This is a genomic window from Shewanella sp. AS16 (assembly GCF_021412365.1).
GTDB classification, from domain to species: domain Bacteria; phylum Pseudomonadota; class Gammaproteobacteria; order Enterobacterales; family Shewanellaceae; genus Shewanella; species Shewanella salipaludis.
In genome coordinates, this window is the sequence record NZ_JAKCLK010000001.1 from 172,277 (window position 1) to 186,270 (window position 13,994).

Genomic DNA, 13,994 nt, shown 5'->3' on the forward strand with positions numbered 1-13,994 from the left:
ATGATTTTGAGATAAGATGGCAACTTCACAACGTAAAATCCTCGTGACCAGCGCACTCCCTTACGCCAACGGACCTATACATTTAGGCCACATGTTGGAATACATACAGACAGACATCTGGTCACGTTATCAAAAACTTCGTGGCCATGAATGTCATTACATCTGTGCCGATGATGCCCATGGCACCCCCATCATGCTCAAGGCGCAGCAGCTTGGCATAGCGCCCGAAGAGATGATAGCGCAAGTCAATAAAGAGCATCAGCAGGACTTCGCCGACTTCAATGTGGCCTTCGATAACTATCACAGCACCCACAGCGAAGAAAACCGCGTGTTGGCGAGCGATATCTACATCAAGCTGCGCGATAACGGTTTCATCAAGAGCAAGAGCATTTCGCAGTTATTCGATCCCGAGAAGCAGATGTTCCTGCCGGACAGGTTCGTCAAAGGCACCTGCCCCAAGTGCAAATCGGAAGATCAGTACGGCGACAACTGTGATGCCTGCGGCGCCACCTACAGTCCGACCGAACTGATCGACCCCAAGTCGGCAGTCTCGGGCGCCACCCCTGTGATGAAAGATACCGAGCACTTCTTCTTCGACTTGCCGGCGTTTGAGCCCATGCTCAAGCAGTGGACCCGCTCCGGCGCCCTGCAGACAGAGATGGCCAACAAGCTGGATGAATGGTTCGAACAGGGGCTGCAGCAATGGGACATCACCCGTGACGCCCCCTATTTCGGCTTCGAAATCCCCGACGCCCCGGGCAAGTTCTTCTACGTCTGGCTGGATGCGCCTATCGGCTACATGGGCTCATTCAAGAACCTATGCGACAAGCGCGACGACCTGAACTTCGATGAATTCTGGGCCAAGGACTCCAAGGCCGAGGTGTATCACTTCATCGGCAAGGACATAGTCTATTTCCACAGCCTGTTCTGGCCTGCCATGTTGCATGGCGCCGGTTACCGCCAACCCAACAGCGTCTATGCCCATGGCTATGTGACGGTCAACGGCGCCAAGATGTCCAAGTCCAAGGGCACCTTCATCAAGGCACGCACCTATCTGGATCATCTGGATCCCGAATACCTGCGTTACTACTATGCCGCCAAACTGAGCAGCCGCATCGACGATCTGGATCTCAACCTGGAAGACTTCGCCCAAAGGGTGAACTCTGATCTGGTCGGCAAGCTGGTCAACCTGGCGTCACGCACAGCCGGGTTCATCACCAAACGTTTCGACGGCAAGCTGACCAAGGTGGCCGATGAGAGCCTGATCCAAACCTTCCTCGGCAAGCAGGAGCAGATCGCCGAGTTCTACGAGACCCGTGAATACGGCAAGGCGATGCGCGAAATCATGGCACTGGCGGATATTGCCAACGCCTATGTGGCCGATGCGGCGCCATGGCAGCTGGTCAAGCAGGAAGACCAACAGGAACTGGCCCACCAGGTGTGCAGCAATGCCCTGAATCTATTCCGTATCCTGGTAACCTATCTCAAGCCTGTGCTGCCGCGTTTGGCCCAGGACGTGGAAGCCTTCTTCCTGATGCCACTGACCTGGGAAGGCCTGGGGCAGGACATGGAAAACCATGCCATTGCCCCCTTCAAGGCCATGATGCAGCGGGTCGACTTGGATAAGGTCAACGCCATGGTCGATGACTCCAAGGACAATCTGCAGGCGACCGGCGAGGTCAAGACGGGTCCCCTGGTGGACGATCCTATCTCAGACACCATCAACTTCGATGACTTTGCCAAGCTGGATCTGCGCATCGCCCGCATAATCAAGGCGGAGCATGTGCCAGAGGCGGACAAGCTGCTGAAGCTGCAACTGGATATCGGCGGCGAAACCCGCCAGGTGTTTGCCGGGATAAAATCCGCCTATGCCCCGGAAGCGCTCGAAGGCAAGCTGACTGTCATGGTCGCCAACCTGGCGCCGCGCAAGATGCGTTTCGGCATGTCCGAGGGCATGGTGCTGGCAGCCGGTCCCGGCGGCAGCGAGCTGTGGATCCTCGAGCCCCATGAAGGCGCCGAACCTGGCATGCGGGTAAAATAACCCGAGGCGACAGCCTAGACCCAGGCCCAAAACGCCTGGGTCAGAGAACGAAAAGGCCGCAACTGCGGCCTTTTTCATGCTTTAATCCCGGCTTACACGGGATTGTCGATATCCACGAAATGGTGTTCCAGGCCAAATTCCCTGGCCAAATGTCGTCCCAACGCCTGAATCCCGAAGCGCTCGGTCGCATGATGGCCGGCGGCGAAATAATGTATCCCTTGTTCGACTGCGCTGTGATAGGTGCGCTCCGAGACTTCACCACTGATGAAGGCATCCACCCCCAAGGCGGCCGCGGCATCGATATAATCCTGAGCCCCGCCCGTGCACCAGGCCAGACTATATATCTGTGCTTCGGGATCCCCTATGTGCAGCGGCGCCCGGTTGAGGGCCTGACTGAGCTTTTGGCTAACGTCTGCGGCCCGCATGGGCTGATCCAGATTGCCGCGCCACAATAGCCCCTGCGTCACCTCTTCGACCACTTCGGCATTCACCAGCTCCAGCACCCTGGCCAATTGGGCATTATTGCCCAGCACAGGGTGGGCATCCAGTGGCAGATGGTAGCCGAACAGGTTGATGTCATGGGCCAGCAAGGCCTTGATCCGTCGCTGTTTCATGCCTGTGATGACTTCCGGCTCACTCTTCCAGAAGAAACCATGATGTACCAGAATGGCATCGGCGTTCAGTCTTATCGCCTCATCGATCAGCGCCTGGCTGGCGGTGACCCCGGTCACCAGGGTATGGATCTGGGCTTTACCTTCGACCTGCAGCCCATTGGGGGCATAATCCTTGAAGCTGGAGACCTGTAAAAACGTTTGTAAATAGTGACTCAATTCCGACCTTGTCATGGCTTAATCCCTCCGAATACACCCGTCCAAGTTTACCCTATCCCATGGAAGCGACACAATTTTATGCCCAGGGCTCCATGCCTAACCGGGCTAATCCCCCCTGAAATTGGACTTTTACCCGCCATGACCTATAAAATTACCAGGCACTTCAAAGTCAATATTAAAATTAATAGGTTATTACTATGTCAAAACTGACCAAAGAAGAAGTCGTCAACGCCCTGGAAACCGCGCTGTCGAGTCAACAAAACAAACGCGTCAGCATTGAGCAAAAAGGCAGCTGGTACAAGATAGACGGCGGCAAGTCGCTGAGATTCAGCGAACTCGAGACCATGCTGGCCGAACTTACGCCGCAAGCAAGCCCCAAGGCGAAAACGTCAGCGGGCAAAGCCGCCGCCAAGCCGGCCGCTGTCAAGCAGACAGGCGCCAAGGGCAAGACGCCCAAGGAGTTATGGCGGGAAAAACTGGCGGCATTGGCCGGGCACCAGCAACTGCCACGGGGATTTTGATGCCCAAATCGAGGCCATGATGAGCTGAGGCTCGGACGCTGAAGCTAACAAAAAAGGAGCCCATGGCTCCTTTTTTGTTAGCTTGTCGGTTGGCGTGGCTACATGGCCAGATCGACCCTGACGCCACCTTGCAGATACACGACCCTGACCTCATCACCGGCGTTGAATACCATGCCGGGATCCAGGTCCTGGATCACCATCACCCGCGTGCCATCCTCCAGATCGATCAAGAGTTCGACCAGCTGCAATTGGCGGTAGTATTGCCCCTCGCCATAACGGCTGCCCATGCCGGCGCCAAGCAAGGCCCCGAGCACTGTAGCCACGTCCCGCCCCGAGCCGCTGCCGAACTGATGGCCAACCACACCACCCAACAAGGCGCCACCGAAGGTCCTCCAGCCATTGTGGCTGTCTTCTATCAATTGGCTCTCGGTCAGCTGCCTGACAGAGTCCAGGGTGCCATAGACGACCTTCTCCACAGGCACGGCTTGGTTGCGCTCATAATCAGCGTAGGCGGGTGAGAGTAAGGTTAAAAAAATCATCACAAAGCTAACCAGGGCAGGTTTCAACATATCCGAATTTCCGCTAACTTATAAGAAGGCCCATTCCTAAATCATACGTAATTGTGAACTCACTGTCTTATCTGAATCACGAATTAGCCGCATTTCCATCACCGGAGCATGCACTGACAGATCCCAATGGTCTCCTGGCCATAGGGGGCGATCTGCAGCCGAATCGACTGCTGGCCGCCTACTATGAAGGCATTTTTCCTTGGTTCAATGTCAACGACCCTATTCTCTGGTGGTCACCGGATCCCAGGGCAATCTTCATACCCGGCAAGATTAAGATTAGCACCAGCCTGAGAAAGTTCCTCAGGAAACAAAGCTGGCGCATCACGGTAAACCACGCCTTTACCGATGTGATGGCAGGCTGTGCCCAGCCCAGAAAACAGCAGGACGGCACCTGGATCACCCAGGAGATCCAACTGGCCTATCGGGAATTGCATATGCTGGGACACGCGCATTCCATCGAGGTATGGGATAACCACAGGCTCATAGGCGGCCTGTACGGCTTGGCCATAGGCCAGGTATTTTGCGGTGAATCCATGTTTCACCGCCAGACCAACGCCTCCAAGGCCGCCATGCTTGCCCTGCAGCAACACTTGCGGCGCGGCGGCTTTAGGCTGATCGATGCCCAGGTGATGAATCCCCACCTGGAAAGCTTGGGTGCCGAATCGCTCAAGCGAGACGACTTTCTCGTACTGTTGAAACGTTTTCGCGACGCAGAGCCTCACGCAGGCGTATGGGAACAAACCGAGGTGGTACTTGAACTCTAGCACAGGCCCGATCACTGTAGGCATCAGCCAAGCCTTCCCCTGCAGTTATCTTCAAGGACAACAGGAGCAATTGCTGGTCATACAGGAAGATATCCTGGACCTGCAGCTGTTTGAACGCTTGCTCTCGCTCGGTTTCCGGCGCAGCGGCAATGCCATCTACAAGCCAAGGTGCCCCCATTGCAATGCCTGCCTGCCTATTCGCATTCCCGTGAAGCGCTTCATGCCATCGAAACGGCAGAAACGCACCCTGGCCCATAATCGCGATCTCAGCTGGCGAGTCACCTCCTCTGTGGGGGATGAGCACTATGCCCTGTATAAACGCTATATCAATCTCAGGCACAGTGACGGCCCCATGTATCCACCCACCAGGGAGCAATATGAGCACTTCCTCCATTGTCACTGGTTGCCGCCACAGTTCATTGAAGTCTATCGCGGCAAAAAACTGCTGGCGGTGGCAGTCACAGATGTGCTGCCAAACAGCCTATCGGCCATCTACAGCTATTTCGAGCCCCAGGAGGCACGCAGATCACTCGGCGCGCTGCTGATTTTGCTTCAGTGCCGTCTGGCCAGCTTGATGGGCAAGGAGTTCCTTTATCTCGGCTATCAAATAGATGAGAACCGCAAGATGAGTTACAAGCGCCTGTACCACCCTTATCAAATTTTAACCGAACAGGGATGGCAAGATTACGAGGCCGATTAAGCACTTCTCCTTTACAGCAGGCTGAAATTGGGGCATGATACGCCCGTTTTTTATATTCGAAGGCTAATGGGATAATTAATTAAATGGCGAAAGAAGACAACATTGAAATGCAAGGCACTATCCTTGAAACCTTGCCAAACACAATGTTTCGTGTAGAGCTTGAAAATGGTCATGTGGTGATAGCCCACATTTCAGGCAAAATGCGCAAAAACTACATCAGGATCCTCACTGGCGATAAAGTTACCGTCCAGCTGACTCCTTACGATCTGACCAAAGGTCGCATTGTCTTCCGCGCACGCTGATATAGTCTCTTGGATATAAAAACCCGGCCATGCCGGGTTTTTTTGTTGGCGGAAAGACAAAAATGGCTGCAATTGCAGCCATTTTTATTGGGTCGGCTTAGGCCTAGTTAGTGACTTTTTCCGGGCTTTCTGCGTGGATCACCAGCTGGCCGTTTTCGACATCCACATGGGCTATGCCACCGGCTTGCAGCTGGCCGAACAGGATCTCATCGGCCAGGGGCCGTTTTATCAGATCCGTGACCACCCGCGCCATGGGGCGTGCCCCCATGTTCTCGTCATAGCCTTTCTCCGCCAGCAAGGTACGGGCTTCATCACTCACCTGCAAGCTGACTCGCTTATCATCCAGTTGCGCCTGCAGTTCGACCAAGAACTTGTCCACCACCTTGGCTATGATGGTCATGTCCAGATGATTGAACCAGATGATGGAGTCCAGACGGTTGCGGAACTCGGGCGAAAACACCCGGTTGATCTCCGACAAGGCATCCTGGCTATGATCTTGTTGCTTGAAGCCTATGGACTTGCGCACCGTCTCCTGTACCCCGGCATTGGTGGTCATCACCAGGGTCACATGACGGAAATCCGCCTTGCGGCCATTGTTGTCCGTCAGGGTGCCGTGATCCATCACCTGCAGCAAGAGGTTATAGACATCCGGATGCGCCTTCTCTATCTCATCGAGCAGCACCACACAGTGAGGATTCTTGATCACCGCATCGGTCAACAGGCCACCCTGGTCGTAGCCCACATAACCTGGAGGCGCCCCGATCAGCCGAGACACGGTATGACTCTCCATGTACTCGGACATGTCGAAGCGGACCAGCTTCATCCCGAGGCAAGCGGCCAACTGGTTGGTGACCTCAGTCTTACCCACACCCGTTGGGCCGGCAAACAGGAAGCTGCCCACTGGCTTCTTCTCCGCCCCCAAGCCACTGCGTGACAAGCGAATGGCGGCGCTGAGGCTCTCAATCGCCTTATCCTGGCCAAACACCACCATCTTGAGGTTACGTTCCAGGTTACGTAGTAAGTCCTTGTCCGAGGCAGACACAGACTTCTCCGGGATCCTGGCTATCTTGGCTATGATGGCCTCTATCTCAGCCTGGCCTATGGTGCGCTTACGCTTGCTCTGGGGCAGCATGGTCATGCGGGCACCTGCCTCGTCTATGACGTCGATCGCCTTGTCCGGTAAATGCCGGTCGTTGATATGCTTGTCCGACAGGCTGGCGGCACTGCTGAGCGCCGCCATGGTGTAACGCACTCCATGGTGCTCTTCGTATTTGGACTTGAGTCCCTGGAGTATTTTGGTGGTTTCCGCCACCGAAGGCTCGTTGATGTCCACCTTCTGGAAGCGGCGGGCCAACGCCCTGTCCTTCTCGAAGATGCTCTGGTATTCCTGAAACGTGGTCGACCCCATGCAACGCAGACCGCCGTTGGACAACAGGGGTTTAAGCAAGTTGGAGGCGTCCATCACCCCGCCGGATGCCGCACCTGCGCCTATGATGGTATGGATCTCATCGATGAAGAGAATGGCATGCTTATCGGCCGCCAGCTCCTTGAGCAGGCTCTTGAAGCGTTTCTCGAAATCGCCGCGATACTTGGTGCCGGCCAACAAGGCGCCCAAGTCCAGGGAATAGACGGTGGCGTTGCGCATCACCTCCGGCACTTGGCCCTTGACTATGCGGTAGGCCAGGCCCTCGGCAATCGCCGTCTTGCCCACGCCGGCCTCACCGACCAGCAGGGGATTATTCTTGCGGCGGCGGCACAGGGTCTGGATCGCCCGCTCGATTTCCACGTCCCTGCCTATGAGGGGATCTATCACCCCCTGGCTCGCCAACTGATTCAGGTTCGCCGCAAACTGGGACAACATGCTTTGATCTTCGTTGTTGTCGGATTGATCTTCGATACGTTCCTGTTCGGCATGCTCACCCGCGTCATCGTCTTTGACGAAGCCATGGGAGATAAAGTTGACTACGTCCAGACGTGTGATGTCGCAACGGCGCAACAGGTACACAGCCTGGGACTCCTGCTCACTGAAGATAGCCACCAACACGTTGGCGCCATTGACCTCGTTGCGGCCGGAAGACTGGACATGAAACACCGCCCTTTGCAGCACCCGCTGAAAACCTAAGGTAGGCTGGGTCTCGCGCTCGGCCTCCCCCTCGGCGATGAGCGGCGTGGTCTGTTGAATGAAGCTGGCCACCTCTTCCCTGAGCTTGTCTATGTTGGCGCCACAGGCAACCAAGGCCTCCTGAGCCGCAGGGTTGTCGATCAAGGCCAACAGCAAATGTTCTACCGTCATGTACTCATGACGCGAATCCCTGGCTTGCTGAAACGCCAGATTCAAGGTGACTTCAAGATCTTTATTCAGCATAAGCACCCCCTAAGGAAACAACTAACAACTTCGGCACCCACATCAGGCTTGTTCCAGAGAACACAGTAACGGATGTTGGTTTTGTCTTGCAAACTGATTTACCTGTAACACCTTAGTCTCGGCTATGCCGAAGGGAAAAACGCCACAGATGCCTTTGCCTTGATGATGAATGGTTAGCATGATTTCTGTGGCTTGCTGTTCATTTTTACGGAAAAACAGTTGCAAGACCTCAATCACAAAATCCATAGGTGTGTAGTCGTCATTGTTCAGTATTACCTTGTACATCGACGGTGGCATCAGCTCAGCGTCGACACTTTTCTCTACGTGTTCAACCTGTCCTATCTTACCCATGTTTCAATACTAGCCTCTCGTATTCGCCTCTACCAATTGAGACATAAAATTTAACCGTATGTTGCCCAAATGTTAATATTTGCTTGACATCCGCTTTTACTGCTTTCATTCTGTTCAGCGAGCGGTGAACTCAGTCCCGCTTAATATAAGTTTTACTATCTTACTGGTAAGTAGACAACAGAAGGAAGTGGAAGTATGGCAAGCGGAACTGTTAAATGGTTCAACAACGCCAAAGGATTCGGGTTTATTTGCCCAGATCAAGGTGGTGAGGACGTTTTTGCACATTATTCAACTATTGAAATGGAAGGCTACCGAACGCTGAAAGCGGGTCAACCAGTCCAATTCGAGGTAGAGCAAGGTCCCAAAGGGATGCATGCGTCAGCCATCTCGCCAACGAAATAGCTTGGTGATCGAACATAGAAAAAGGCAGGGATTTCTCCCTGCCTTTTTTATTGGGCGTAGCTGACAGCATAGGGGCCGCTATCGCAGGCCCTTATCCATCAAATACTTAACTCACACAGTCAAGAGTCGGTTCAGGGTCGCGCTCGGGCGCATGGCCTGCTCCGCCTTCGCCTTATCCAGACGATAGTAACCGCCTAAATCCACCGCCGCGCCCTGGGCCGCATTCAACTCGGCAACAATTTGCTGCTCATTGTCGGTCAAGGCCTGCGCCAACGGAGCAAAATGCGCCTGCAGTCGAGCGTCGGCGTCTTGCTTGGCCAGTTCCTGAGCCCAGTACATGGCCAGGTAGAAGTGGCTGCCGCGATTATCCAGCTCACCCACACGACGTGAAGGCGACTTGTTGTTATCCAGGAATTGGCCTATGGCCTTATCCAGGCTATCGGCCAATACTTGCGCCTGTGGATTATTGGTTGTTTGACTCAGGTGCTCCAACGACGCTCCCAGGGCCAGGAATTCACCCAGGGAATCCCAGCGCAGGTGACCTTCCTTCTCCATCTGCTGCACATGCTTGGGGGCACTGCCGCCGGCACCCGTTTCAAACAGACCGCCGCCATTCATCAAGGGAACGATCGACAACATCTTGGCACTGGTGCCCAGCTCGAGGATGGGGAACAAATCGGTCAGGTAATCACGCAGTACGTTGCCCGTCACAGAAATGGTGTCTTGCCCTGCCTTGGTGCGAGCCAGGGTAAAGCGGGTCGCCTCTTCCGGTGACATGATGCGAATGTCCAGACCTGAGGTGTCGTGCTCAGGCAGGTATTGTTTCACCTTGGCAATGAGCTGCGCATCGTGGGCACGGTGCTCGTCCAACCAGAATATGGCCGGAGTATCGCTCAGACGGGCACGCTTGACCGCCAGTTTGACCCAATCACGGATCGGTGCGTCTTTCGCCTGACACATTCTCCAGATATCACCTGCTGCCACCTCATGGCTCATCAACACTTGGCCGTTGTTGTCTATCACCTTGACCACGCCGGCGGCGGGGATCTCGAAGGTCTTGTCATGGCTGCCGTACTCTTCGGCTTTCTGGGCCATAAGACCCACGTTCGGCACACTGCCCATGGTGGTAGGATCGAAGGCACCGTTGGCCTTGCAGAAGGCGATGGTTTCCTGATACACGCCGGCGTAACAGCGATCCGGGATCAGCGCCTTGGTGTCATGCAGTTTGCCATCCGGGCCCCACATCTGACCCGATGAACGGATAGCTGCCGGCATGGAGGCATCTATGATAATGTCACTCGGCACATGCAAGTTGGTGATGCCTTTATCCGAATCGACCATGGCAAGTGCCGGACGGGCGGCATACACGGCGGCGATGTCGGCTTCGATTTCGGCGCGTTGCGCCTCCGGCAGGGAGGCGATCTTGGCATACACATCGCCGAAGCCGTTGTTGACGTCCACACCCAGCTCGTCGAACAGAGCGGCATGCTTATCGAATACCGGCTTGAAGAACACCTTCACCGCATGACCGAACATGATGGGATCCGAGACCTTCATCATGGTGGCTTTCAAATGCAGTGACAACAACACGCCTTCCGCCTTGGCCGCAGCGATTTCACGCTCGTAGAAAGCTTGCAGCGCCTGTTTGCTCAGCACGGCGGCGTCGATCACCTCGCCCGGCAGCAGCGACAGCGACTCGCGCAAGACTTTTTCCTGGCCGTCTTTCTGTGCCAGCACTATGTTCACACTGCCGGCAGCGGCCATGGTCAGGGATTTTTCACTGCCGTAAAAGTCGCCTTCGCTCATGTGTGCCACATGGGACTTGGAGTCACTCGCCCACTTGCCCATGGAATGGGGGTTTTTCTTGGCGTAGTTCTTCACCGAAGTCGGCGCGCGACGATCCGAATTACCTTCACGCAGCACAGGGTTGACCGCACTGCCTTTGATCTTGTCGTAACGGGCCTTGACCGCTTTCTCGGCCGCCGTCTTGGGCTCGTCCGGATAGTTGGGGATGTCATAGCCCTTGGCTTGCAGTTCGCTGATGCAGGCCTTCAACTGGGGGATGGAAGCGCTGATGTTGGGCAGTTTGATGATGTTGGCTTCCGGCTTGTTGGCCAGTTCACCCAACTCACTCAGGGCATCGGCAATCTTCTGGCTCTCGCTCAGGTTGCCGGGGAAGTTGGCAAGGATACGGCCCGATAAGGAGATATCGCGGGTCTCAACATTGATGCCGGCAGCATCGGTAAAGGTTTTGATTATGGGTAAGAGTGACAGGGTGGCCAGTGCTGGCGCTTCGTCCGTTTCGGTATAAATAATTGTCGATGCGTTATCTTTCATTTTTCGTCCTACATTATTGTAAAATATTATTTTTTATAATGACTTATCACAGGGAAACCCGCCGATACGCACTTGCATGGCACAGCATCCGAGTTGAATTCCTGACACCGCGCAAGGGGCGGGTCGCAAAGCATGAATGACATAAAACAGAGAGCTTATTTAGGCGGACATCATAGAGCATTCATCATAATATTCAAATTCCACTAAGGGCGAATGCCGGGTACACTGTGGCTACATCATTTTACAGCAGATTAAGTCAGGTAACGCGTGCTACGTCCGACCCAGCCTAAAAGCGCACAACGTAAGACCCCGGCCAAGAGTGAAAAACGTCAGCCCATGGGCGACAGAGACAAGGTGATCGCCAGACGCAAACATGCGAACACCAGCACCCGCAAGAAACCCATCTTCGGCAGCCAGAAACCCCGTACCGCCCACACCACAACGCCGACAGCAGCACCTGTCATCCTCTTGTTCAACAAGCCCTTCGATGTCCTTTGCCAGTTCACCGACGCCCAAGGGCGCAAGACATTGAAAGACTTCATTCCCGTGCCCGGCGTCTACGCCGCCGGCCGCCTGGACAGGGACAGCGAGGGTTTGCTGTTGCTGACCAATCAGGGAAAACTGCAGGCCAGCCTGACGGAACCCAAGCAAAAAACCTTCAAGACCTACTGGGTGGAAGTCGAAGGCATACCCACGGAAGAGGCCCTGGCGGCGCTGCGCCAAGGGGTCGAGCTCAAAGACGGCATGACGCTGCCAGCCGAGGTCAGGCCTATGGCAGCGCCCGATGTCTGGCCCCGCAATCCGCCGGTACGCCAGCGTCAGAACATTCCGACCCGCTGGCTGGAAATCCAGATCTGTGAGGGTCGCAATCGCCAGGTCAGACGCATGACGGCCCATGTTGGCTATCCGACCTTAAGATTAATTCGTTATAAAATAGGTCAATGGAGTCTCGATGGCCTCAAATCCGGCGAATATTCGGTCCATGAGTCAAAGATATAAGCCCAACGTCACAGTCGCCTGCATCATCCAGTGCCGGGAGCAGTTTTTGCTGGTGGAGGAGCAGATTGACGGCGTCAGGCGCTACAATCAGCCAGCGGGTCATCTGGAGCCGGGAGAGAGCCTAATCGCCGCCTGTCAAAGAGAAGTCTACGAAGAAACCGGCCTGAAATTGATGCCCGACGCCCTGGTCGGCATCTACCAGTTCAGCGCCGATGCCGAACTGGCCTTCGTGCGCTTCACCTTCTGCGCCAGCCTGGACGAGCCAAGCCCAACGGCGCCCAGGGACAAGGCCATCAGCGCCGCCCTCTGGCTAACTCTGGATGAACTCATCGCCCTGGAGCAGAGCCACCGCAGCCCCCTGGTGCTGGCCTCCTTGCGGGATTATCTGCAGGGCCGGCGCTACCTGCTGGAGCTGCTCGATAGCCGGGCGCTCAACATAACGCCGCCCCCCAAGCCGGCATAGCAGCAAAGAGCGCGGCTTTCCTGTGCTGGCATCAAGCCATGATAGCCCCTGGCATCAAGCCATGATAGAATATGGCCCCGCATAAACCTGTGACAACAGCCTGCTGCAAAAGCGCCCGAAAAACGGCCCAGGCCACCGAGGCGACGCAGCATTAGCGCAGGTTTTACTTGGCAAGCGCATTGCCGCGACATGCGTTTGCTCGCTGCATGAATATACTTAACGGTTTTAGGATCTATGACGTCAATCGAACCCACTCATATTGGAAAAAAAGTCATTGTCGGCATGTCCGGCGGTGTTGATTCATCTGTATCTGCCTATCTGCTGTTGAAGCAGGGCTATCAGGTTGAAGGCCTTTTCATGAAGAACTGGGAAGAAGATGACACCGACGAATACTGCGCCGCCAATGCCGATTTGAAGGATGCCCAAGCCGTCTGCGACAAGCTCGGCATCAAGCTGCATACGGTCAACTTCGCAGCCGAATACTGGGACAATGTGTTCGAGTATTTCCTGGCCGAGTATAAGGCGGGCCGCACCCCAAACCCGGATATCATGTGCAACAAGGAAATCAAGTTTAAGGCCTTCCTGGAATTTGCCGATGAGATCCTCGACGCCGACTACATCGCCATGGGCCACTATGTGCGCCGGCGCGATGTCGCTGGCAGCACTCAGATGCTGCGCGGTGTCGATGGCAACAAAGATCAGAGCTACTTCCTCTACACCCTGAGTCACGAGCAAGTCGCCCGTGCCCTTTTCCCCGTGGGCGAGCTGGAAAAATCCGAAGTGCGTGACATAGCCCGCGAGATGGGGCTCATCACCCATGACAAGAAAGACAGCACGGGTATCTGCTTCATCGGCGAGCGCAAGTTCACCGACTTCCTGGCGACTTACCTGCCGGCGCAGCCAGGCAAGATAGAAACGGCCGAAGGCGAAGTCATAGGCACCCACCAGGGGCTGATGTACCACACCCTAGGCCAGCGCAAGGGCCTGGGCATAGGCGGGCTGAAGAACAGCAACGACGATCCCTGGTATGTGGTAGATAAAGATCTCGAGCGCAACGTGCTGGTGGTCGCCCAAGGGGGTCGCCACCCGCGGCTGATGTCGGTTGGCATGACGGTCAAGCAATTGCATTGGGTCGACAGACAGGGACCCGCAGATGGCACCAGGCTCACGGTCAAGACCCGCTACCGCCAGCAAGACGTGGCCTGCAGCCTGAACTACCTGGATGCCGATCATATCAGGGTCAGCTTCGATGAACCGGTGGCGGCAGTGACCCCGGGGCAGTCGGCGGTCTTTTACGCCGATGAGATCTGCTTGGGCGGCGGCATCATAGACGAATTGATACGAGGCTAA

At 55.4% G+C, this 13,994-nt stretch carries 14 protein-coding genes; 9 read left to right on the plus strand and 5 right to left on the minus strand.

The window, feature by feature from the left end:
• The first annotated feature begins 16 nt into the window (after nt 1-16).
• On the plus strand, nt 17-2,041 hold the full coding sequence (metG, locus tag LZP73_RS00820) for a methionine--tRNA ligase (RefSeq protein ID WP_234232621.1): 2,025 nt from the start codon (nt 17-19) through the stop codon (nt 2,039-2,041).
• A gap of 92 nt (nt 2,042-2,133) precedes the next feature.
• On the opposite strand, the gene LZP73_RS00825 is transcribed toward metG, so the two are convergent.
• The gene (locus LZP73_RS00825; RefSeq protein WP_234232622.1) at nt 2,134-2,886 is read right to left on the minus strand and encodes a Nif3-like dinuclear metal center hexameric protein; all 753 of its coding nucleotides are present in this window, start codon (nt 2,884-2,886) and stop codon (nt 2,134-2,136) included.
• Between the two features lie 182 nt (nt 2,887-3,068).
• Between LZP73_RS00825 and LZP73_RS00830 the strand changes: the two genes are divergently transcribed.
• Nucleotides 3,069-3,392: a hypothetical protein gene (locus LZP73_RS00830; RefSeq protein WP_234232623.1), complete on the plus strand. Its 324-nt coding sequence runs from the start codon at nt 3,069-3,071 to the stop codon at nt 3,390-3,392.
• A 98-nt stretch (nt 3,393-3,490) separates the two neighbouring features.
• Here LZP73_RS00830 and LZP73_RS00835 read toward each other — a convergent pair whose 3' ends face one another.
• Nucleotides 3,491-3,961, minus strand: a complete 471-nt coding sequence (locus tag LZP73_RS00835; protein ID WP_234232624.1) for a glycine zipper 2TM domain-containing protein — start codon at nt 3,959-3,961, stop codon at nt 3,491-3,493.
• Between the two features lie 53 nt (nt 3,962-4,014).
• Here LZP73_RS00835 and aat point away from each other — a divergent pair, with 53 nt between their 5' ends.
• The 3 genes from aat (at nt 4,015) to infA (ending at nt 5,727) form a co-directional block, all read left to right on the plus strand.
• Nucleotides 4,015-4,725, plus strand: a complete 711-nt coding sequence (gene aat, locus LZP73_RS00840; protein ID WP_234232625.1) for a leucyl/phenylalanyl-tRNA--protein transferase — start codon at nt 4,015-4,017, stop codon at nt 4,723-4,725.
• A complete protein-coding gene (locus LZP73_RS00845) occupies nt 4,715-5,425 on the plus strand; it encodes an arginyltransferase (protein WP_234232626.1) in 711 nt (236 codons plus the stop codon). Before aat ends, LZP73_RS00845 begins: the two co-directional genes overlap by 11 nt.
• Before the next feature lie 83 nt (nt 5,426-5,508).
• Entirely contained in the window at nt 5,509-5,727 is a 219-nt protein-coding gene (gene infA / locus LZP73_RS00850; protein WP_006081934.1) for a translation initiation factor IF-1, read from the plus strand.
• A gap of 103 nt (nt 5,728-5,830) precedes the next feature.
• On the opposite strand, the gene clpA is transcribed toward infA, so the two are convergent.
• Nucleotides 5,831-8,092, minus strand: a complete 2,262-nt coding sequence (gene clpA, locus LZP73_RS00855) for an ATP-dependent Clp protease ATP-binding subunit ClpA (RefSeq protein WP_234232627.1) — start codon at nt 8,090-8,092, stop codon at nt 5,831-5,833.
• A gap of 42 nt (nt 8,093-8,134) precedes the next feature.
• Nucleotides 8,135-8,443, minus strand: coding sequence for an ATP-dependent Clp protease adapter ClpS (gene clpS, locus LZP73_RS00860; protein ID WP_169562914.1), 309 nt, complete (start codon nt 8,441-8,443; stop codon nt 8,135-8,137).
• A gap of 195 nt (nt 8,444-8,638) precedes the next feature.
• Between clpS and cspD the strand changes: the two genes are divergently transcribed.
• Complete coding sequence (gene cspD, locus LZP73_RS00865) at nt 8,639-8,845, plus strand: cold shock domain-containing protein CspD (RefSeq protein ID WP_011072576.1); 207 nt, start codon at nt 8,639-8,641, stop codon at nt 8,843-8,845.
• Between the two features lie 111 nt (nt 8,846-8,956).
• On the opposite strand, the gene LZP73_RS00870 is transcribed toward cspD, so the two are convergent.
• A complete protein-coding gene (locus LZP73_RS00870) occupies nt 8,957-11,182 on the minus strand; it encodes an NADP-dependent isocitrate dehydrogenase (protein ID WP_234232628.1) in 2,226 nt (741 codons plus the stop codon).
• Between the two features lie 267 nt (nt 11,183-11,449).
• Between LZP73_RS00870 and LZP73_RS00875 the strand changes: the two genes are divergently transcribed.
• From LZP73_RS00875 to mnmA, 3 genes are all read left to right on the plus strand, one after another.
• On the plus strand, nt 11,450-12,181 hold the full coding sequence (locus tag LZP73_RS00875) for a pseudouridine synthase (RefSeq protein WP_442800702.1): 732 nt from the start codon (nt 11,450-11,452) through the stop codon (nt 12,179-12,181).
• Nucleotides 12,165-12,644, plus strand: coding sequence for an NUDIX hydrolase (locus tag LZP73_RS00880; protein WP_234232629.1), 480 nt, complete (start codon nt 12,165-12,167; stop codon nt 12,642-12,644). Before LZP73_RS00875 ends, LZP73_RS00880 begins: the two co-directional genes overlap by 17 nt.
• A 234-nt stretch (nt 12,645-12,878) precedes the next feature.
• Nucleotides 12,879-13,994, plus strand: a complete 1,116-nt coding sequence (gene mnmA, locus LZP73_RS00885) for a tRNA 2-thiouridine(34) synthase MnmA (RefSeq protein WP_234232630.1) — start codon at nt 12,879-12,881, stop codon at nt 13,992-13,994.

What these genes read in the sequence shown, in the direction of transcription:
- metG (WP_234232621.1), top strand. Translation starts at nt 17, where the DNA reads ATGGCAACTTCACAACGTAAAATCCTCGTGACCAGCGCACTCCCTTAC.
- LZP73_RS00825 (WP_234232622.1), bottom strand. Translation starts at nt 2,886, where the DNA reads ATGACAAGGTCGGAATTGAGTCACTATTTACAAACGTTTTTACAGGTC.
- LZP73_RS00830 (WP_234232623.1), top strand. Translation starts at nt 3,069, where the DNA reads ATGTCAAAACTGACCAAAGAAGAAGTCGTCAACGCCCTGGAAACCGCG.
- LZP73_RS00835 (WP_234232624.1), bottom strand. Translation starts at nt 3,961, where the DNA reads ATGTTGAAACCTGCCCTGGTTAGCTTTGTGATGATTTTTTTAACCTTA.
- infA (WP_006081934.1), top strand. Translation starts at nt 5,509, where the DNA reads ATGGCGAAAGAAGACAACATTGAAATGCAAGGCACTATCCTTGAAACC.
- clpA (WP_234232627.1), bottom strand. Translation starts at nt 8,092, where the DNA reads ATGCTGAATAAAGATCTTGAAGTCACCTTGAATCTGGCGTTTCAGCAA.
- clpS (WP_169562914.1), bottom strand. Translation starts at nt 8,443, where the DNA reads ATGGGTAAGATAGGACAGGTTGAACACGTAGAGAAAAGTGTCGACGCT.
- cspD (WP_011072576.1), top strand. Translation starts at nt 8,639, where the DNA reads ATGGCAAGCGGAACTGTTAAATGGTTCAACAACGCCAAAGGATTCGGG.
- LZP73_RS00870 (WP_234232628.1), bottom strand. Translation starts at nt 11,182, where the DNA reads ATGAAAGATAACGCATCGACAATTATTTATACCGAAACGGACGAAGCG.
- LZP73_RS00880 (WP_234232629.1), top strand. Translation starts at nt 12,165, where the DNA reads ATGAGTCAAAGATATAAGCCCAACGTCACAGTCGCCTGCATCATCCAG.
- mnmA (WP_234232630.1), top strand. Translation starts at nt 12,879, where the DNA reads ATGACGTCAATCGAACCCACTCATATTGGAAAAAAAGTCATTGTCGGC.